General features: G+C 70.2%; 17 protein-coding genes. 2 read left to right on the top strand and 15 right to left on the bottom strand.

Annotated elements, in window-relative coordinates; all coding sequences use genetic code 11:
• Nucleotides 1-87: 87 nt before the first annotated feature.
• The 9 genes from ACFUUZ_RS26980 to ACFUUZ_RS26940 form a co-directional block, all read right to left on the bottom strand.
• A complete protein-coding gene (locus ACFUUZ_RS26980; RefSeq protein WP_378700964.1) occupies nt 88-1,110 on the bottom strand; it encodes a lysophospholipid acyltransferase family protein in 1,023 nt (340 codons plus the stop codon).
• Entirely contained in the window at nt 1,107-2,180 is a 1,074-nt protein-coding gene (locus tag ACFUUZ_RS26975; RefSeq protein WP_378700963.1) for an NAD-dependent epimerase/dehydratase family protein, read from the bottom strand. The genes ACFUUZ_RS26980 and ACFUUZ_RS26975 overlap by 4 nt, the downstream gene beginning before the upstream one ends.
• Nucleotides 2,181-2,468: 288 nt before the next feature.
• A complete protein-coding gene (locus ACFUUZ_RS26970; RefSeq protein ID WP_003402602.1) occupies nt 2,469-2,570 on the bottom strand; it encodes a 30S ribosomal protein bS22 in 102 nt (33 codons plus the stop codon).
• A gap of 158 nt (nt 2,571-2,728) precedes the next feature.
• Entirely contained in the window at nt 2,729-3,025 is a 297-nt protein-coding gene (locus ACFUUZ_RS26965) for a helix-turn-helix domain-containing protein (protein ID WP_378700967.1), read from the bottom strand.
• 145 nt (nt 3,026-3,170) lie between these two features.
• Nucleotides 3,171-3,989 carry a pyrroline-5-carboxylate reductase gene (gene proC / locus ACFUUZ_RS26960; RefSeq protein WP_378700961.1) on the bottom strand — a complete coding sequence of 273 codons (819 nt, stop codon included), beginning with the start codon at nt 3,987-3,989 and terminating at the stop codon, nt 3,171-3,173.
• 30 nt (nt 3,990-4,019) lie between these two features.
• The gene (locus ACFUUZ_RS26955) at nt 4,020-4,907 is read right to left on the bottom strand and encodes a thioesterase family protein (RefSeq protein WP_378700959.1); all 888 of its coding nucleotides are present in this window, start codon (nt 4,905-4,907) and stop codon (nt 4,020-4,022) included.
• A gap of 96 nt (nt 4,908-5,003) precedes the next feature.
• Entirely contained in the window at nt 5,004-5,870 is an 867-nt protein-coding gene (locus ACFUUZ_RS26950) for a sugar phosphate isomerase/epimerase family protein (protein ID WP_378700956.1), read from the bottom strand.
• Between the two features lie 13 nt (nt 5,871-5,883).
• Entirely contained in the window at nt 5,884-8,193 is a 2,310-nt protein-coding gene (locus ACFUUZ_RS26945) for a hypothetical protein (protein ID WP_378700955.1), read from the bottom strand.
• A complete protein-coding gene (locus ACFUUZ_RS26940) occupies nt 8,190-9,218 on the bottom strand; it encodes a hypothetical protein (protein WP_378700954.1) in 1,029 nt (342 codons plus the stop codon). The genes ACFUUZ_RS26945 and ACFUUZ_RS26940 overlap by 4 nt, the downstream gene beginning before the upstream one ends.
• A 66-nt stretch (nt 9,219-9,284) precedes the next feature.
• Between ACFUUZ_RS26940 and ACFUUZ_RS26935 the strand changes: the two genes are divergently transcribed.
• The gene (locus tag ACFUUZ_RS26935) at nt 9,285-10,148 is read left to right on the top strand and encodes a hypothetical protein (protein ID WP_378700952.1); all 864 of its coding nucleotides are present in this window, start codon (nt 9,285-9,287) and stop codon (nt 10,146-10,148) included.
• A gap of 53 nt (nt 10,149-10,201) precedes the next feature.
• Nucleotides 10,202-10,564, top strand: coding sequence for a hypothetical protein (locus tag ACFUUZ_RS26930; protein WP_378700950.1), 363 nt, complete (start codon nt 10,202-10,204; stop codon nt 10,562-10,564).
• A gap of 132 nt (nt 10,565-10,696) precedes the next feature.
• On the opposite strand, the gene ACFUUZ_RS26925 is transcribed toward ACFUUZ_RS26930, so the two are convergent.
• The 6 genes from ACFUUZ_RS26925 to ACFUUZ_RS26900 form a co-directional block, all read right to left on the bottom strand.
• On the bottom strand, nt 10,697-11,095 hold the full coding sequence (locus tag ACFUUZ_RS26925) for a hypothetical protein (RefSeq protein ID WP_378700948.1): 399 nt from the start codon (nt 11,093-11,095) through the stop codon (nt 10,697-10,699).
• 239 nt (nt 11,096-11,334) lie between these two features.
• Nucleotides 11,335-11,628 carry a hypothetical protein gene (locus tag ACFUUZ_RS26920; protein WP_378700945.1) on the bottom strand — a complete coding sequence of 98 codons (294 nt, stop codon included), beginning with the start codon at nt 11,626-11,628 and terminating at the stop codon, nt 11,335-11,337.
• A gap of 1,526 nt (nt 11,629-13,154) precedes the next feature.
• On the bottom strand, nt 13,155-13,844 hold the full coding sequence (locus tag ACFUUZ_RS26915) for a response regulator transcription factor (RefSeq protein ID WP_233020729.1): 690 nt from the start codon (nt 13,842-13,844) through the stop codon (nt 13,155-13,157).
• Nucleotides 13,841-15,070: a sensor histidine kinase gene (locus ACFUUZ_RS26910; RefSeq protein ID WP_378700943.1), complete on the bottom strand. Its 1,230-nt coding sequence runs from the start codon at nt 15,068-15,070 to the stop codon at nt 13,841-13,843. Before ACFUUZ_RS26910 ends, ACFUUZ_RS26915 begins: the two co-directional genes overlap by 4 nt.
• Nucleotides 15,071-15,179: 109 nt before the next feature.
• On the bottom strand, nt 15,180-17,234 hold the full coding sequence (locus ACFUUZ_RS26905) for a CocE/NonD family hydrolase (protein ID WP_378700941.1): 2,055 nt from the start codon (nt 17,232-17,234) through the stop codon (nt 15,180-15,182).
• Between the two features lie 142 nt (nt 17,235-17,376).
• The gene (locus tag ACFUUZ_RS26900; RefSeq protein ID WP_378700939.1) at nt 17,377-19,428 is read right to left on the bottom strand and encodes a CocE/NonD family hydrolase; all 2,052 of its coding nucleotides are present in this window, start codon (nt 19,426-19,428) and stop codon (nt 17,377-17,379) included.
• Nucleotides 19,429-19,588: the final 160 nt, after the last annotated feature.

Here is a 19,588-nt window from a genome sequence, read left to right as displayed (position 1 = left end):
CTCGAAGTGCATGCGCCGAAGGCGCGAGTCTCGAGCGCTGAACAACGGGACTCCCCGGGGCGGCGAACACGCACGGCGCAGCCGGGCTCATCCCAAAACAGCGTTGCGCCGCTTCGCCAACTGCCGATACAGCGTCTGCTGAATGGTCTCCCGAACCTGATCCGTCACCTCGAACATCAACATCGGATCATCCGCCGCCTCCGGCGAGTACTGCGTGGTCGCGATCGGCTCGCCGAACTCGATGTACCACTTGCTCGGCAGCGGGACCGCGCCGAGCAGCCCGAGGTGCGGGAAGGTCGGGGTGACCGGGAAGTACGGCAGCCCGAGCAGCCGCGCCAGCGGCTTGATGTCGGCGAGCTTGGGGTAGATCTCCTCGGAGCCGACGATCGAGCACGGGATGATCGGCACCCCGGTGCGCACGGCGGCCGCGACGAAGCCGCCGCGCCCGAAGCGCTGCAGCTTGTACCGGTCGGCGTAGTTCTTGCCGACGCCCTTGAAGCCTTCCGGGAACACCCCGGTCAGCTCGCCGGAGCGGAGCAGCCGCTCGGCGTCGGGCGGGCAGGCGAGCGTGTGCCCTGCCTTGCGGGCGAGCGTGCCGAGCACCGGCGTCTCGAAGACCAGGTCCGCGGCGAGCAGCCGCAGCGCCCGCTGCTTGGCGTGGTGGTCGTGCACCGCGAGCTGCAGCATGAGCCCGTCGATCGGGACCGTCCCGGCGTGGTTGGCGACGAGCAGCGCGCCGCCCACCTCCGGCACGTGCTGCATGCCGTTGACCTGCACCCGGAACCAGTGCTCGGCGAGCGGCCGCAGCGCGGGCAGCAGCACCGACTCCAGCAGGTGCTCGTCGAAGCCGAACTCGTCGACCTGGTAGTCGCCGGAGAGCCGCCGCCTGGCGAACTCGGCGGTGCCCTTGATGCCCTTGCCGAGCAGCCCGCGGACCAGCCCGGAGACCGACTGCGGCGGCCGCGGCCCGGCCGCGGGTAGCCGGTCGGTGAGCGAGGTGACCGAGCCCGCCGGAGCGCGGCCCGCGCTCTCCCAGCGCCGCGAGGTGGGCCGCGGCCCGGTGTCGACCGCGGCCTCCGGCATCCGGATGACCTTTGCTACGTCGTTCATCTCTGTGCTCCCGTACCGGCCCCGACAAGGCCGAGCAGTTTGTTTTCTGCGGCATCGATCCACGCCGGGTCGATGACGGGTCGCAACGCTGCGCCCCCGATGAAGTCGTCGAAAGCCTGCACCGTCGTCCAGCGCGGCTGGAAGCCGAGCTCGGTGCGCATGCGGGTGGTGTCCAGCCCGCAGCCGAAGTGGAAGTAGTCGAGCTGTTCGCCGCTGAATTCGCGCATGACCCGGCCCATCAGGGTGCGCCCGACGGTACGGAAGAGCGAGAACGGCACCGGCACCTGGATCCGGCCCGCCCGGCGCACGGCCTGGGAGAGCGTGAGCGCGCCGTCGCCTGCCACGTTGAAGGTGCCGCTGGCCAGGGTGTGCGCGGCGTGCACGAGCGCGGCGACCGCGTCCTCCTCGTGCAGCAGCTGCATCCTGGCGTCCCGGCCGAAGACGGTCGGCGTCACCGGCGACCGCAGGTACTCGATGCCGCGCGCGGCGAGCCGCGGCCCGACGATCGGGGCGAGCCGCAGGGTGGCGATGGCGATGTCCGGCCTGCGCCGGGCCAGCCCGCGGACGAAGCCCTCGACCTCGATCATGTCCCGGGCGAAGGCGCCGCTCGGCGGTCTGCGGGCCCCCATCTCCTCGGTGAACTTGGCCGGGTCCTTGGCGCTGCCGCCGTAGACCGCCGAGGACGAGCGCACCGCGACGCGGCGCACGGTCGGCGCCTTCTGGCAGACCGCGAACAGCTGCATGGCGCCGAGCACATTGAGGTCTTTCATGACCGCGCGCCCGCCGCCCGCAGGCGGATGGGTGAGCGTCGCGGTGTGCACGACGGTGTCGACCGCGTTTCCGTCGACCACTTTGCGAATCATCGGGTTTCGAATATCGGCGCGAATGAATTCGGCCCGGCCCATGCGGCGGCAGAGTTCGGCGCTCGGCATCACGGAATCGACCGCGAGGACCCGCTCGATCGCGGGGTCGCGGGCGAGCCTGGCGGCGACGTCACCGCCGAAGAACCGGCTCGCTCCGGTCACCATCACCACCGTGGGTTGGTGACCGTCCTTCGTGTCTGCACCCATTCGCACCGGATCCCGCCTGATCGGCCCCCCAGGCATGATGTGTTCCGCGTTCCAGCGTAGCGGCTGTGAACTGCGGCGCCGACAGTATTAACCAGGTTCTAACGATGACTTCAGTCACCGGATACATGGCGCCGAGAGACCAGGGATAAACCCGACCGCTCGCTCGAAATAACGCGGTTACCACAGAAATTCGCGCTGGTATTGCGCGCTCAACAATTCAAAGCGGAAATAAAACGGAGAGCCCGCCACCGTGATCGGTGACGGGCTCCACGCGAGCGACGCGAGGTCCTACTTGCCGAGTTTGCGCCGCTGCACCCGCGTGCGGCGAAGCAGCTTGCGGTGCTTCTTCTTCGACATGCGCTTGCGACGCTTCTTGATCACTGAACCCATAGGGTCGTCCTCGCGTTCCTCTACTCGGCGCTCTGGGCGCGGCTGACACTGTTTCGCTCGCCCCGCCGGGCTCCGGACACACCGAAGCGGTGCCACCGGCGGGCGAACACGAACCGACTGTTCATCCTACCGGGACACCGGAGCCACTCCGAATCCGCCTATCCGGCGTCGAAGTAGGACGTCTCCAGGTATTCGTGCACCGCCTTGGCATGCACCCGGAAGGACCGCCCGACCCGCACCGCGGGCAGCTCACCCGAGTGGACCAGGCGGTACACCGTCATCTTGGAGACCCGCATCAACTCGGCGACCTCGGCAACCGTGAGGAATTGCGTTCCACCGGCGAATACCGATTGCCCCTGCGGGGGGCCGCCGGGTGGTCGTGTTCCACCGCGGTTGGACGGCGAGCCCGGCCCGCCGGTTCCGTTGTTCGCAGACATCTTGTTCGCAGACATCATCGCACCATCGACCTCCGGCACGTCCGCGCCGCCGGCTTCCCCACCGGCGGAACAGACACGCACGTGCTCCTTGAAGCTTAGCGGGACCAGTGGTGTTGCTGCGACGGGAGTGAGAAATCGGGTTTCCCCAGCGTGAACCGCCCGGTCACTCCGCCGACGACCCCTGTTCCGCCGAACGTCGCGCTGCGGCGTGCAGCGCTTCCAGGAATGCCGAGCGTACGCCGGATCGCTCGAGTTCGCGAAGGGCGGCGGCGGTGGTCCCGGCGGGCGAGGTGACCGCGGCGCGCAGGTCGACGGCGCTCTGCTCGGCGCCCTCCAGCAGCGCGGCGGCGCCGAGCATGGTCTGCACGACCAGGGTGGTCGCCACGTCGCGGGTCAGCCCGAGCCCGACGCCGGCGTCCACCATGGCCTCGACGACCAGGAAGAAGTAGGCGGGGCCGGAGCCGGACACCGCGGTGACGGCGTCCATCTGCGCCTCCGCCACGGTCACCACCTTGCCCACCGCGCCGAGCAGCGCGGTGACCAGCGCCAGGTCCTCGGCCTTGGCGTGCCGCCCCGGGGCGAGCGCGCTCATGCCCTGGCCGACCAGCATCGGGGTGTTCGGCATGACCCGGACCACGGGCGACCCGGCGGGCAGCTTGGCCTCCAGCCGAGCGGTCGGGACACCCGCGGCCAGTGATACCACCACCTGGTCACCGTCGCCGCCGAGCATGGCCTTGCCGAGCGCGGTGAGCACGCCGTCCACGTCGTTCGGCTTGACCGCGATCACCAGCACGTCGGCGCCGACCGCGGCGTCCTCGATCGAGCCGGTGACCCGGACCCCGAAGCGCTCGGCGATCAGGACCGCCCGATCCTCGTGCGTCTCGACGACCACCAGATCCTTCGCCACCCGCCCGGATTCGAGCAGACCGGCGACGAGCGCCTCCCCGATCCGGCCACCACCGATCACCGCGATTCTCGTCATGGACCCCAAGGCTAGCCTTACCGGCCCTGGCTATCGCTGCGGGATCAGCGCGAGCTGCCTGCTCTGCGCCACCACCGCCCCGGTGCTGTCCAGAACCAGCTGGTCCTCGTCGAAGAGCCGGTTGCCGATCTCGTGCGTCGTCGCGATCACCCGGAGCCAGCCCGGCGCCGGGCGCCTGCGCAGGTAGGTGGTCATCTGCACGGTCGGCGCCCAGCCGAAGTGGCCGCGGTTCATGGTGACCGGCGGGCTCATGTCGGCGGCCATCATGGCGAAGTACGCCGCCACCGCGGGGTCGCTCGCGTCCTCGGCGCGCGGCCGGATCCAGAGCCGCAGCCGGGGCTCGGCGTCGGTCTCGCCGTCCAGGAAGCGGGCCCAGCTGCGGTCCATGAAGAGGTCGGCGCCGCGCGCCACGTTCACGATCTTGCCCATGGGCGAGCCCGGCTCGTAGCCGATGGCGTCCGCCGCGGGCTCGGCGGGCATGTCGCCGTGCTGCGGCGCGTAGACCGGCGCGGTGTCGTCCAGCGCGCCGAAGGTGAAGGCGGTGCGCACCATGGTCCGGTCGCCCTGCACCAGCTCCGCGTCGACCAGGCAGATCTGCCTGCCCACCTTGCGGATGCGCACCGCGTACTCGACCTGGCCCGCGTCCGGCGCGCCGAGGAAGTCGGAGCTGGCGGCAATCGGGGCCATGCCGGTGAGCCCGGGCTCGACGGTGTGCAGCCAGCGGGTGGCGGCAGCGGCGCTGCCCGCGACCATGGTCCCGCCGTGCACCTTGGTGCCGATGGTCCAGATCGGGTCGATCTCGCCCAGGTAGCGCCCGGTGCCCGCCGCCTCGGCGGGGACCTCGGTGACCGCGCAGACCCGGCTGAACGGGGCGTCGGTGGCGGTGGACCGATCGAGATCGGCGGTCGACTGCGACATCGTCACTCCTGTCCCGCCGCGGCCAGGGGCGGCGCGGCGTTTCGTACAGCGTAAACCAGGCCCCCGACCGGGCGTCCCGACGGTTGGCGTGTGCCCTCAGTTCTGGTTGGCGCCCGCCACCGGGCGGCCGCCGCAGTGCGCCCGCGCGAAGGCGAGCGTGCGGCGCAGCATGGCGGCCCGCTCCTGGGTGGTCTTCGCGGTCTGGGTGTTGATCTCGGCGACGACGTGCCCGCAGAAACCGTTGTGCAGCAGGCGGTCGCAGACCTCCGCGCAGGGCTGGGTGCCGTCACCTGGCACCAGGTGCTCGTCGTTCGCGGCGCCGCGGCCGTCGGCCAGGTGCAGGTGCGCCAGCCCGGAGCCCATCCGCTCGGCCAGCGCCAGCGCGTCGGTGCCCGCGGTGGCGGTGTGCGAGAGATCGAGGGTGTAGTTGCGGAAGCCGACGTCGGTGGGGTCGTAGGAGGGGCTGAAGGCGGTCAGGCCGCGGCCGGGGCCGCCGCGCCGCTCCAGCCTGCGCACCGCGCGCTCGCCGCGGCCGAACAGGGTGTCGGCGCGCATGGGGAACATGTTCTCCACCGCGACCAGCACCCGGCTCTCCTCCTCCAGCCTGGCCACCTGGGCGGCGAAGCCCTCGGCGTACCGGCGCTGCCAGCGGAAGGGCGGGTGCACCACGACGGTGTCCGCGCCGAGCTCCTCGGCGGCGCGCACGCTGCGGTCCAGCTTGGCGACCGGGTCCGCGCCCCAGACCCGCTGCGAGATCAGCAGGCAGGGGGCGTGCACCGCGAGCACGGGCACGTCGTAGCGCCGGACGTAGCTGCGCACGGTGGCGAGGCTCTGGCTGGCGGGCTCGGCCCAGACCATGAGCTCGACGCCGTCGTAGCCGATCTCGGCGGCGTACCGGAAGGCCGACTCGGTGTTCTCCGGATACACCGAGGCGGTGGAGAGCCCGATCTTGATCGTCGTCATGCCCGCGAACCCATCAGCCGGTACTGAGCAGGAACGCCAGCGGGCCGAGCGTCACGAAGGTGCCGACCACCACCGCGATCACGGTGCTCAGGATGTCGTCGGTGCGGCGCAGCACGCGGACCAGCGCGACCAGGCCGAGTATCACGATCATGGCGAGTGCGAGCGCCACCCAGGGCAGCATCTCCCACATCCGCTCGAAGCCCTTGAAGAGCAGCATGCCCGCGACCGCCGCGGCGGCGCTCTGGCCGCCGAGGATCATCCACTGGCGGCGGTTGAGCTCCTGCTCGGAGAGGCGCGGGCGGGTGCTCGCGGCGGCCGTCGCCGGTTCGGCGCTGCCGCCGGGGAGCTTCTCCTTCAGCGTGCGGCCGATGCCGCCGAGCCCGGCGGCCATGCCGAGCATCGCGGCCTTCGGCTTGCCCTTGCCCTTGGCTTTCGCCTTGCCGCGTTTGCCCTTGCCGCGGTCCGCCGCCTCGTACTCGCCGGACTCGTACTCGTCGTCGAAGTCGGGGCGGTACTCGCCGGACTCGTAGTCGTCGTACTCGCCCGTCTCGAACCGGTCGTTCTCGAACTCGGGGTCGTAGTCGTCGTACTCGTCGTCGAAGTCGCCGTCCCGGTCGGCGAGGCCGGGGCCGCGGCGGTCCTGCTCGCCGTTGCGCAGCAGGTCGCCTGCGACGGTCTGGCCGGAGATCAGCGGCTGCTCCTGCTGCGGGGGCCATGCCGGGGGCGGTGGGCCCTGCACCTCGGGGCCGGGCGGGGGCTGGCGGCGCCGGGCCGACCAGGCCGGGAGGCCGCCGGGGGGCGGTGGGGTGCGCGGTACCGGGCCGGACTCGGCCTCGTCGCGCAGGGACCAGGCGGCGGTGGACGGCGGTTCCTCCTCCGCGCCGGGCGGCTTGGGGCCGTAGGGCCCGGGGGCGCCGTTGCGGCCGAGGTCGGGCGGGGCGCCGAACGGGGATGCGCCGTTGCGGGCGCCGGGGTCGTGGCCGGGGGCGCCGAACGGGGGCGCCCCGTTGCGGCTGGAATCGGGGCCCTTCGCGTCGGGTGCGCCGTAGCCGTTGCGACCGGGGTCGGGGGCGCCATGGGGACCGCGGAAACCGGCGGCACCATTCGGGCCTGCGTCCGGGGCGCCGTTGGGACCGCGGAAGGCGGAGGCGCCGTTCGGGCCTGCGTCGGGCGCGCCGTTGGGGCCGCGGAAAGCGGTGGTGCCGTTGGGGCCGGGCGCCCCGCCGAAAGCGGGGTCCGGGGCGTCGTTCGAACCGGGGGCGGCACCGAAACCGGCGCCGTTCCGGCCGGGATCCGGCGCGCCGAGGCGGCCGGGGGCACCGAAGGGGCGCTCGGTCGGGGAGGCGCCGTTGCGACCGAGGTGCGGGGTCGGCCCGAAGGCGCCCGCGTCGCGCTCGGCGCCGGAATCGGGCTGCCCGTTGCCGAATTCGCCGCGCGTCGGTTCGACATCGCGGCCACGCCGCGCGCCGCCGAACGGGGTGATCCTGGTGACCTCGTTCGGCCGCCCGGCCTGCGCCGCCGGGTCGATGCCGCGGGCACCGCCCCTGGCGTTCTCCCGCGCCGCCCTGACCGCCTCCTCGGCCGCCCGCGCGGTCTCGGCCCGCGCCGCCTCCGCCGCCTCCGCGGCCCGCGCCGCCTCGGCCGCGCGCGCCGACGCCGAGTCCTGTTCGGACTGCGCCGCTTCGGCCGCCTCGGCGGCGCGCCTGCGCTCCGCCCGGCTCAGCCGCGGGCTCTCCGAGGTGTCGATGCCGATCCCGCTGGGCGGCGGGGCGCCGGTCTCCGCCGGTTCGTCGTCGTCGTCGGCCCTGCGGCGCCTGCGCCGCCCGGAACCGGTCTCCGGCATGGGGAACGAGGGCTGCTCGTCCTCGTCCCTGACCCGGCGGCGCCGCCCCTGCTCCGGCGCGGCGGGCGCGCCCGCGAGCGGGTCGTAGTAGGCGATGGGGCCGGAGACCGGCGAGTAGCTCGGCAGGTCCGATACCGGGCCCGGCGGCGGATAGCCGGGCGCCGCAGCGGAATCCGGCGGGCCGTAGACGGAACGGCCGGGCGCGGAAGGGGTCTCGGCATCCTGGCCGTACGGGGTGAGCCCGTAGGCCGCGAGGTCGAAACCACCCCCGCCCGCCGGTGGCTCCGGCGGCTCCGGCTCGGCCTCCGCGGCGTGCGACGAACCGCCGGGCGAGATCGCGGGCTGGTCACCGGTCAGATCGGCGACCGAGATACCGCGGCCCGCGCGCCTGCGCCTGCCACCGGACGAGGCCGACGAACCACCCTGGCCGTTGCGGGCCAGCAGTTCGGCGACCGAAAGCTGTTTGGGGTCCTCACTCATGACGGCACCGTTTCGATCGGACCCGCCGACGCCGCGGTGTCGGAGCGCGCGGTCTCGACGACCTCGGCCCCGGACAGCAGCATGTCGACCGGTCCGCCATTCATGTCAGTATCCAGTTTGCGCAGGATCAGACCTTCGCGCAGCGCCCATGGGCAGATCTCGAGCGTATCCAGCGACAGTGCTCGCATACTCGCCTCCGCGACCAGCGCGCCGGCCACCAGTTGCTGCGACCGGTCCGAACTCACGCCTTCCAATTCCGCCCGGTCCGCCGCCGTCATCCGGGAGATGAACGCGATCAGCTGACGCAGGCCCGAACTCGTGAGTGTACGGCGCACCCGCGGCCCCGCGCCGGACGGTGCCGCTCCGGTCAATCGCGCGAGCGAGCGGAAGGTCTTCGAGGTGCCCACAGCGAGGTCCGGTTTGCCCGGTTCGAGCAGTTGCCTTGCGGGCGCGACCAGTTCGGCGTCGAGCCAGTCGCGCAGCACCGCGACCCTGCGCTTGCCCGGCGGGTCCTCGTGCAGCCAGTCCCTGGTGAGCCTGCCCGCGCCGAGCTGCAGCGAGAGCGCGGCGTCCGGCTCCTCGTCGCAGCCGGTCGACAGCTCCAGCGAGCCGCCGCCGATGTCGAGGTTGATGATCCGGCCCGCGCTCCAGCCGTACCAGCGGCGCACCGCGAGGAAGGTCAGCCGCGCCTCGTCGACGCCGGTGAGCACCTGCAGGTTCACCCCGGTCTCGGCGCGCACCCGGCCGAGCACCTCGTCGGAGTTCCCCGCCTCGCGCAACGCCGAGGTGGCGAAGGGCATGAGCATCACGCAGCGCGAGGTCTCCGCGATGCTGGCGAACTCGCCGACGGTGTCGATCAGCCTGCGGGCGCCCGCCTCGGTGATGCAGCCGTTGTCGTCCATGTTCTCGGAGAGCCGCAGCGCTGCCTTCGTGGAGCTCATCGGCATGGGGTGCCCACCACGATGCGCGTCCACCACGAGCAGGTGGACGGTGTTGCTTCCGACGTCGAGTACTCCGAGCCGCACTCCGAACAGGGTACCGGCACCGTCCGGCCTGCGAGCGCCGCGGCGGAGCTGTTAGCGTCTGGCATCGTGACGGCAGGCGCATCAGCGAGCGAACCGGCCCCGCCCCGACCAGGGCGGAAACTGGAGCCCGCGCCCGAGGTCGAGCTGGACTTCCCGCGCGAATGGATCGAGTTCCAGGATCCGGCTAACGACGAGCATCTCATAGTGGCCGATCTCACCTGGCTGCTCTCCCGGTGGACCTGCGTCTTCGGCACCCCGGCCTGCCAGGGCATCCTCGGTGACCGCCCGGACGACGGTTGCTGCTCGCACGGCGCCTTCCTCGCCGACGACGACGATCGCAAGCGGCTGCAGCGCGCCGTCAAGCTGCTCACCCCGCAGGACTGGCAGCTCATGCCGGAGGCGACGGACGAGAGCGGCAAGGTCACCAAGAAGCGCTACCTGGAGCAGGACGAGCTGGACGACGAGCCCGCGCTGCGCACAAGGAGGTACGAGGGCGCCTGCATCTTCCTGAATCGCCCCGGGTTCGCCGGCGGCGTCGGCTGCGCGCTGCACACCATGGCGCTGCGCCGCGGCATCGAGCCGCTCGAGGTCAAGCCGGACGTCTGCTGGCAGCTGCCGATCCGGCGCACCCAGGAGTGGGTGGACCGGCCGGACGGCGAGCAGATCCTGCGCACCGTCGTCACCGAGTACGACCGCCGCGGCTGGGGCCCCGGCGGGCTCGACCTGGACTGGTACTGCACCGGCTCGCCGGACGCGCACGTCGGCGCCCGCCCGGTCTGGCAGTCCTACGGCCCCGAGCTCACCGAGCTGCTCGGCGCGCCCGCCTACGCCGAGCTCGCCGCGCACTGCCGCAGGCGCGAAGGGCTCGGGCTGATCGCAATTCACCCGGCGACGGTGCACGCTGCGCGTTTGCCCCATTCCGCGGATTAACTGTCACCGCTCCGACATGCGGACTTCACCCCGATAGGGTTCACTGATCTCCCATGTTCGGAAACACCCTGTTCACAAAGGCTCGCTTCGGTCGGGCCGTCGCGGCCGCGGCCATCGGAGCGGGTGCCTGCCTTGCGCTCGCCGCCCCCGCCTCCGCCGACGATGTCGACCCCGCCAGGTTCGGCGACTACACCCACACCTTCGTCAGCGGCACCGACCCGGCGGCGCTGCAGGCGGCCCAGCAGGGCAAGAACGTCATCGTCAGCCCCTACGGCACCGCGAACACCATCGCCTGCAAGGGCAACGGGACCTCCGTCCCCCTCTACGAGTGCCTGCAGGAGGACGACCTCGGCTGGATCACCCTGCAGAAGGTGGATCTCCCCGGCATCGGCCCCGCCTGGGTCTACTTCCCCTGATCCCCGCACGACCCCCGGGCGCCCGCACTCCCCAGCGGGCGCCCGTTCCTTTTTCTTGCACCGAATAGAACGCCGATGCCCCCGCCCGGTCGGCGGGGGCATCGGGTATAGCGGGCGGCGAAGCGCGGGACCTCAGCGCCGAATGAAGTTGTCGGTGGTCTCGACGGCGAGACCGAAGACGAAGGCGCCCGCCGCGACCGCCCCGAGAAGCTGCATGCACGGCCGGGACGATTCGATGGTGAAGGCCGGGATGCACGCCCCCGCGCAGCCGATAACGAACGACGAGCCGGTCAGGATCCAGCCGCGCCGCGAGGTCAGCAGCATCTTCCAGTCCTGCCGCCACAGGAAGCCGAACACCGCGACGCCGCCCGCGACGCCGGAGCCGACCGCGGCCAGCATCGGACAGTCGGTGGCGCGCACCACGGTGCCGTAGACGATGCCGCCCGCCACGGCCAGCATCAGCCAAGCGAACTCCGTGGCGCCGATTACGCCGTCGCGCCCCGCACCACCGGCGCTGATGTTCATGGTCATCGTTCGTTCTCCTAGTGCTCCGCCACGGATGCTCGATTGTCTGTAGATCGTTCTGTCGACACGTTGAAGCATAACCACGAACGGTGCATCTCACCAAATTGCCACGTATAGGTGCTCGGCGCACTCATTCGCACCTTGCTGTCGTGCGCTGAACGCGACAGAGGGGCGGAGCCCCCGGTGCTCCACCCCTCTGTCGGCGACCCTGCTCACGAGGAGGTGGCACCCCCCGCGCGACAGGACTACGCGCTCGGCGACTCGTCGCCGTCCTCATCGCGCAGCTCTCTGGCATACGCCAGCAACCGCTGCTTTTCGGCTTCCATCTGCCGCTCGATCTCGACGGGATCCAGGGCGTTCCTGAGTCCTTGCAGGATGAACTCGCGAGCGATCTCGGCGATCGAGACCTGGCGCAGGTTGGCGTATCGGTGCAGGTTGCGGTAGTCCTTGGGCCGCAGGCGGAGGCTGAAGGTGGTGTTGGCGCCGGTAGGCGGTACGTCGTCACCCGACTCGGCAGACGACTTGGCTCGAGTTGCCATCGTTGGACTCTCTTTCGAAGGTGTGTGCGGAATCGAGGTTCCGACTAAATGCTTCGTTCAGAGGCGCGTACGGTATTTGTCACGAAAGGTTCTCCTTGGTGTGCAGTGAGGTAACCGCATCAGCCGCGCTGTAGTCATGCGACTGCAAAGAGTGAAACCGTCGAACAACGACCGCAGCGGACGCAGCGATGTACCACAGCACCATAGCACCTGGGAACCGGGTGCCATAGCAGATGAGCCGCCGCCACTCAACTTGACGTACGCACCGCCACCGTCGCGGCGCGCCACCTGCGGCCGACGAGAGCCCGAGTTCGCCGGCCACGGGTCGGTCAGGAGCTACCACTCCCGAATTTCCTCCTCGTCTTCGATGAGTTCGATGACCATTTCCACGTCTTCATCGTCCCTTCCTTCGAAGGGTGGCAGTGAATTCATTGATTCGGTAAATCCTTAGACTGTGCGACGAGTCCGGAAAACATCTCGACATAGGGTCGAGTCCGTGCTGACACCTCCATACCGATATCTCGCGATGCCAATCGATTGCCAGAGCGCTCATCGGGGCAAGCTGTTCGCTTTTCGCCCGCTGGCAGAAAGACTGGACTAGTGCAGTTCCCCTGCTCCGCTATCACCTCGTTCCACAAACTAATCAATCTCACCAGCAGGATCGGCCCACACGCCTGGATCGTACGTGATGTATCGACATTCAAGGTTTGACCGGGCGCACATTAGGGAACCCCATGTAGCTGATCGTTTGCCATTGCAGAGCAACCCCCACAACAGAGTCGATTGTTACCCGTCGGTACAAGGGGATGATTGAGACGAAGGGGGCCGAACGTATCGACCGGACAGTCCGAGCCGGACTAAAATTCATCCACTGCCGAAAGCGGACACGCAATTGTCCGCGATTGGCCGTTTTTCTGCATATCTCGCGCAGATCAAGACAAAAGCGCTGGTCAGCTCAGGACAGACCAGTCCGTCTGAGGTTCTCGGTATGCTTGCACCAGCGCCACGGATCGCCACGAACCGGCGGTTCTCTGAAACAAACTAAAAGTTTGTTCTAGAATGGGGGGCAAGACCTGCGGTCGGGTCTTCGGGGAGGGGCGCAGACCGGCATGACCCGTACCCAGCAAACGGACACGAGGACCGACATGAGCATCCCATCGCAAGACGGGAGCGAGGGGCGCACCGAGCGCTTCGTGACAGTGGACGCCGAACTGGTCTCGGACTCCCCCGAGCCACCGGTACCGCTAATGGACGACCACTATGCCCTCCCCGTCCGCTTGATCTCGGACCCCTCGGTCTAGCCGAACAACACGGGCATCGAGCACGGCCCCGCTCGGGCGGGCGGGCCGCACTCTTCAGCACCCGGCGGTGCGGCGCATCACAGCAGTATCCGGAGCCAACTCGTCGCAGGCGGCAGGATCGCGGCCGCCCGGCGAGGCGGCTTCGGCACCCATCGTAAGGGTGGCGGTCCCGTGGAGATGTCCATCGAATGATGGATACCGCGCGGCGACCTCGCCCGGGAGCCCCTACGCCTCGAGCTTGTACCCCAACCCACGCACCGTGACCAGGTGCTCCGGCTTCGCCGGATCCGACTCGATCTTCGAGCGCAACCGCTTGACGTGCACATCCAGTGTCTTGGTGTCCCCGACGTAGTCGGCGCCCCAGACCCGGTCGATGAGCTGCCCGCGGGTGAGCACCCGGCCGGAGTTGCGGAGCAGGTATTCGAGCAGGTCGAACTCCTTGAGCGGGAGCGTGACCGGCTTGCCGTTCACCAGGACGGTGTGCCGGTCGACGTCCATGCGCACCGGCCCGGCCTCCAGGACGCCGCTCTCGGTGCCGCCGTCCAGGTCGTCGCCTGCGCCGCGGCGGAGGACCGCGCGGATGCGGGCGATGAGCTCGCGGGCGGAGTACGGCTTGGTGACGTAGTCGTCGGCGCCGAGCTCCAGCCCGACCACCTTGTCGATCTCGCTGTCCCGCGCGGTCACCATGATGACCGGGACCCCGCTGCGGGTGCGCAGCTGCTTGCACACGTCGGTGCCGCTCATGCCGGGCAGCATCAGGTCGAGGAGGACGATGTCGGCGCCCGCCCGGTCGAACTCGGCGAGCGCGGAGGGGCCGTCACCGACGACGGTGACCTCGAAGCCCTCCTTGCGCAGCAGGAACGCGAGCGGATCGGCCAGCGACTCCTCGTCTTCCACGATCAACACACTGGTCATCGACGTGCCTCCACACCATTGACTCGTCCCGGCGCCGGGCGCGGGCTCATTTCCTTCTTGCCCGCCACGGGGGGTACCGGACGCTGGTCGGCATCCGCCTCGAGGTGGGCGGGTATCCGCAGGGTGAACGTGGAGCCGGTTCCCAGCTTGCTCCACAGGGTGATCTCGCCGTTGTGGTTGGCGGCGACGTGCTTGACGATCGCCAGCCCGAGCCCGGTGCCGCCGGTCGCGCGGGAGCGCGCCTTGTCCGAGCGGAAGAAGCGCTCGAAGACGCGCTCCTGGTCCTCCTTGGCGATGCCGATGCCGCGGTCGGTGACGGCCATGGCGACGTGGTCGCCGCGCAGCGAGCGGCTGACCGAGACGTGCGAGCCCGCGGGCGAGTAGGCGATGGCGTTCTCCACCAGGTTGGAGAGCGCGGTGACCAGCAGCGTCTCGTCGCCGAGCACCTCGAGCCCGCTGGGCCGGTCGGTGCTGACGGTGATCCCGGCCGCCTCGGCGGCGGTGCGGGACCGGTCGACCGCGGAGCTCACCACGGTGTCCACGTCGACGACCTCCAGCTCCGGCAGCTTCTCGGCCCCCTGCAGCCGGGAGAGCGCGATCAGCTCGGTGACCATCTTGCCCAGCCTGCTGGACTCGGCCAGCACCCGCTTGCCGAAGTGCCGCACGGCCTCCGGGTCGTCGACCGACTCCAGCAGCGCCTCGGCGAGCAGGCTCATGGCGCCGACCGGCGTCTTGAGCTCGTGGCTGACATTGGCGACGAAGTCGCGCCTGGTCGCCTCCATCCGCGCCTGCTCGGAGTCGTCGTCGGCGAAGAGGACGGTGAAGTTGTTCTCCTTGGAGAGCGGCCTGGCGACGCCGCGCACCGCGATCCGGCTGCGGCCGGGCAGCGGGTTCTTGGCGGTGAGGTCGAACTCGGCGGGCTCGGCGTTCTCCAGCACCTTCTCCACCGCGGCCCAGGCCCGCTCGTCCAGCAGCCGGTTGCGCACCAGCCCGAGCTCCTCGGCGCGGGGGTTCACCAGGACCACGTCGCGGTACTCGTCCACCACCGCGATCCCGCTCTCCGAGGCGAGCACGATGAGGTCGAGCACCTGCGACGTCGTGAGCCCCGCCTCGGCCTGCCGCTTCTCGGCCTGCCTGGCGTTCACGTAGGGAATGACCAGCCCGCCGACCGCCAGCCCGACGACGGCCGCGAGGACAGCCAGCAGGACGGCCTGGGGAACGCTCACACCGAGAATCGTACGGTCGCCGACGGTTCAGCCAATGGCCGGTACATGAAGTTTCCCGCAGGTCACAGCCACTTCCAACCCTGTTGGCCGGGTGTTAACGCAATGTTGGCTATCCCCAGCCGGGTTCACCCTTCAGCGGAATGTTCACGAAGCTCGGGCGTGTCGGATCGAGCTGCACGTGCTGCGGCAGCAGCCCGGTGTCGACCAGCATCGGCAGGATCGGCAACCCCTTGGGGAAGTTACCCGCGTAGACGTCCACGCGCAGCCGGTGGCCCGGCTGCAGCACCGCCTCGGTGGCGGTCAGCGTGATGTCGAGGACGGTCGGCTCGCCGGGCACGGTGGGCAGCCGGTCCTCCAGCGAGGCCAGCGGCCGCGGGTCGGTGTAGTCGCCGTTGGCCGAGCGCGAGCTGCGGCTCTCGTCGATCTTCCGCAGCGAGGCCATGAGCTGGCCGGAGGAGAGCACGCTGGAGCGGCCGTCCGGGGCGACGTCGTTGACGGTCACCACCCAGTTGCCGTCGATCGCGTCCTGCACGGTGTTCAGCCGGACCGCGATCGGCCCGGAGATCGTGGTCGGGGCGGTGACCGGCGGGCTGGTGAAGGTCAGCGCATTGGTCTCCTGAATGCGGGAGTCGGCGCCGCAGGCGTCGATCACCGAGAGGACGCCCGCGGTGGCCTGCGCGGCATCGTTGGAGCAGAGCCCGGTGAGCCCGGGCGCGACGGTGAGCCGCTGGGTACTGCCGTCCTCGGCCGGGAAGAGCGAGCCGTCGTAGACGCTCTGCGCGGTGCCGCTCGCCGCACCCGACAGGTACATCCTGCGGTGCTCGGCCGCCTGATCCGCGGGCGCGGACTCGCCGAACCCGTCCTGGGTGACCCAGCCGCCACCCTGTTGCCGCAGCGTCACCGGCCCGTACTCGTCGATCCCGTTGTCGATGTCCTTGAGCCACCGGTCGAACCACGCCCGCTGCAGCACGTCCAGCCGCGGCGGCAAGCCCGGCTTGCTGTACTCGTTGCCCGAGTTCAGGTGGTATGTGTTCCCCATGAGCAGCTGCTTCTGCCCCGGCGGCGCCGCGATGTCGTTGTAGATCTTCGACTCGGAGTAGGTGAACAGGTCGTGCCAGCCGCCGGTGACGAAGGTCGGGATGGTGATCTTCGACGGGTCGCCGAGCCACGCCTTCCGCTCCGGGCTGTTGTCGGTCAGCATGCTGCGCACCCGCGGGTCCAGGTCCTCCAGCCGGGTCTTGGCGTAGGCGTCGATGAAGACGTCCAGGTAGGTGAAGGGCGAGGCCAGCCGGTCGGTCAGCCACTGCTGGTCGAAGTTGCCGGTGACGATGGATTCGACGTTCGGGATCCACTTGGTCCCGTTGATCAGCACCAGCCACAGCGGGATGAAGGCGAAACCGAAGCCGCCGCCGGGCGCGAGCACGTCGGCGAGCAGGTCGCTGCCGGGCACCACCGGGAAGATGGCCTGCAGCGCGGGCGGCGACTTCTCCGCCGCCTGCACCTGGTTGATGCCGGAGTAGGAGAGCCCGGTCATCCCGATCCGGCCGGTGGACCAGGGCTGCTTCGAGGCCCAGTCGATCACCTCGACGGTGTCCTGCTGCTCACGGTCGCGCAGCATGTCCCACTCGCCCTGGGAGAAGCCGGTGCCGCGGACGTCGACGATCAGCTGGGAGTACCCGCTGCGCACCAGGTTGCGGTCGACGGCGAAGTTGCGCAGCTCGCCGCCGCCGAATGCCTTGGTGAGATCGGTCAGCCCGGAGAGCGGGGTCCCGGTCATGTCGAAATCGCGGAAGAGCTGGATCACGGCGTCCGACAGGCCGGGGATGGAGACGGCGTGGTCGGCCAGGTTCGACACCAGCTTGGTGTACGGCGTCATATTGATGACGGTCGGCGTCGCCTCCGGCGCCGGATTCCCCGCGGCGTCGGCCGGGCGGTAGAGGTTCGCCTTGAGCACGGTGCCGTCGCTCATGGTGATCGGCACGTCCCAGGTGATGTTCACATTGGGGTACGGCTGCGGCCCGTCGTACGTCGCCTGCCAGGCCGCGCCCGCAGCACCGCCGTCCGGGCCGGTGGGGAGCGGCCCGGCCGAGGCCCCCTGGCCGAGGAACGGAAGGAAGAGCGCGGCGGCCAACCCGGCCACCGTCACCCGGAACACGTTTCGCATCGGCTGTGGTCCACCTCTCCATCGAGCAGAACGGCGGAATTCTCGCACACTTACCGGCCGGTAAGAAGAGCACCGGCCACTGCGGTCGAAAAGGGCGAAGCCCGGCTCCCCCCGGGAGTCGGGCTTCGGTCTCACTCGGCGATCACCAACCGGGCTCGCCGCGCACCGGGATGTTCACGAAGCTCGGCCGCTCCGGGTCGAGCTGCACGTGCTGCGGCAGCATGCCGGTGTCGACCAGCATGGGCAGGATCGGCATCCCCTTGGGGAAGTTGCCCGCGTAGACGTCGACGCGCAGCCGGTGCCCCGGCTGCAGCACCGCCTCGGTGGCGGTGAGCGTGATGTCCAGCGTGGTCGCCTCGCCCGGCACCGTCGGCTGCCGCTCGTCCAGCGAGACCAGCGGGCGCGGGTCGGTGTAGTCGCCGTTGGCCGAGCGGGAGCTGCGCGCCTCGTCGACGGCGCGCAGCGAGGCCACCAGCTGGCCGGTGGAAAGCACGGTGGAGCGACCGTCAGGGGCGACGTCGTTGACGGTCACCACCCAGTTGCCGTCCGCCGCGTCCTGCACGGTGTTCAGCCGGACCGCGATCGGGCCGGAGACGGTGGTCGGCGCCGCCACCGGGGCGCTGGTGAAGGTGAGGCCGTTGCTCTCCTGGATGCGCGAGTCGGCGCCGCAGGCATTGATCACCGAGAGCAGCCCGATGGTGGCCTGCGCGCCGTCGTTCGAGCAGAGCCCGGTGAGCCCTGGCGCGACGGTGAGCCGCTGCCCGCTGCCGTCCTGCTGCGCCACCAGTGAGCCGTCGTAGACGCTCTGCGCGGTGCCGCTCGGCGCACCCGACAGGTACATCCTGCGGTGCTCGGCCGCCTGGTCACCGGTGGCGGATTCACCGAACCCGTCCTGGGTGACCCAGCCGCCGCCCTGCTGGCGCAGCGTCACCGGGCCGTACTGATCGATCCCGTTGTCGATGTCCTTGAGCCACCGGTCGAACCAGGCGCGCTGCAGTACGTCCAGCCGCGGGGGAAGCCCCGGCTTGCTGTACTCGTTGCCCGAGTTCAGGTGGTACGTGTTCCCCATGAGCAGCTGCTTCTGCCCCGGCTCCGCGGCGACCTGGTTGTAGATCTTGGTCTCCGAGTAGGTGAACAGGTCGTGCCAGCCGCCGACCACGAAGGTCGGGATGGTGATCTTCGACGGGTCGCCGATCCAGGACTCCCGGTCCGCGCTGGTTCCGGTGAGCAGGTCGCGCACCCGCGGGTCCAGGTCCTCGACCCTGGTCCTGGTGTAGGCGTCCAGGAAGACGTCGAGGTAGGTGAAGGGGTTGCTGAGCCGGTCGTGCAGCCACCGCTGGTCGAAGCTGCCCGCGGTCATCGACTGCACGTCGGGCACCCACTTGAGCGCGTTGATCGCGGTGAGCCACAGCGGCAGGAAGGCGAAGCCGAGGCCGCCGCCGGGGGCGAGCACGTCGGAGGTCAGGTCGCTGCCGGGCACGACGGGGAAGATCGCCTGTAGCGCGGGCGGGGCCTTCTCGGCCGCCTGCACCTGGTTGATCCCCGAGTAGGAGACGCCGCTCATCCCGACCCGGCCGTTGGACCACGGCTGCTTCGAGGCCCAGTCGATCACCTCGACGGTGTCCTGCTGCTCGCGGCCGCGCAGCAGGTCCCACTCGCCCTGCGAGAAGCCGGTGCCGCGGACGTCGACCACGAGCTGCGAGTAGCCGCTGCGGACCAGGCTCCGGTCCACCGCGAAGTTGCGCAGCTCGCCGCCGCCGAACGCCTTGGTCAGGTCGGTCAGGCCGGAGAGCGGGGTTCCGCTCATGTCGAAATCGCGGAAGAGCTGGAACACCGCGTCCGAGAGGCCGGGGATCGAGCCCGCGTGGTCGGCGAGGTTGGAGACCAGCTTGGTGTAGGGCGTCAGGTTGATGACGGTCGGCGTGGCCTCCGGCGCCGGGTTGCCCGCGGCGTCGGCCGGGCGGTAGAGGTTGGCCTTGAGCACGGTGCCGTCGCTCATGGTGATCGGCACGTCCCAGGTGATGTTCACGTTCGGGTACTGCTGCGGCCCGTCGTGGGTCGCGTGCCAGGCCGCGCCCGCCGCGCCGCCGTCCGGCCCGGCGGGGAGCGGTTGCGCCGCGCTGCCGCCGGTCACGAACGGGAGGAACAGGGCGGCGGCGACAGCCGTCGCCGCTACCCGGAACGCTGGTCTCATCGGCCTTGATCCACCTCTCGCGTCATCGATCGGCGGAAGTCTCGCACACTTGGCGACCGACAAGAAGAGGGACGAATACCAATACGGTGCCTGTTCGAGCGCCATTTTCGGGCCGAAACAGACCACTACCTCTGGTTTTCGAGCCGGAGAATGATCATGA

Source organism: Nocardia sp. NPDC057353 (assembly GCF_042667085.1).
Classification (GTDB): Bacteria; Actinomycetota; Actinomycetes; order Mycobacteriales; family Mycobacteriaceae; genus Nocardia.
Note: the sequence above shows the minus strand (reverse complement) of the source record. Positions and strands in the feature narration are given on the sequence as shown.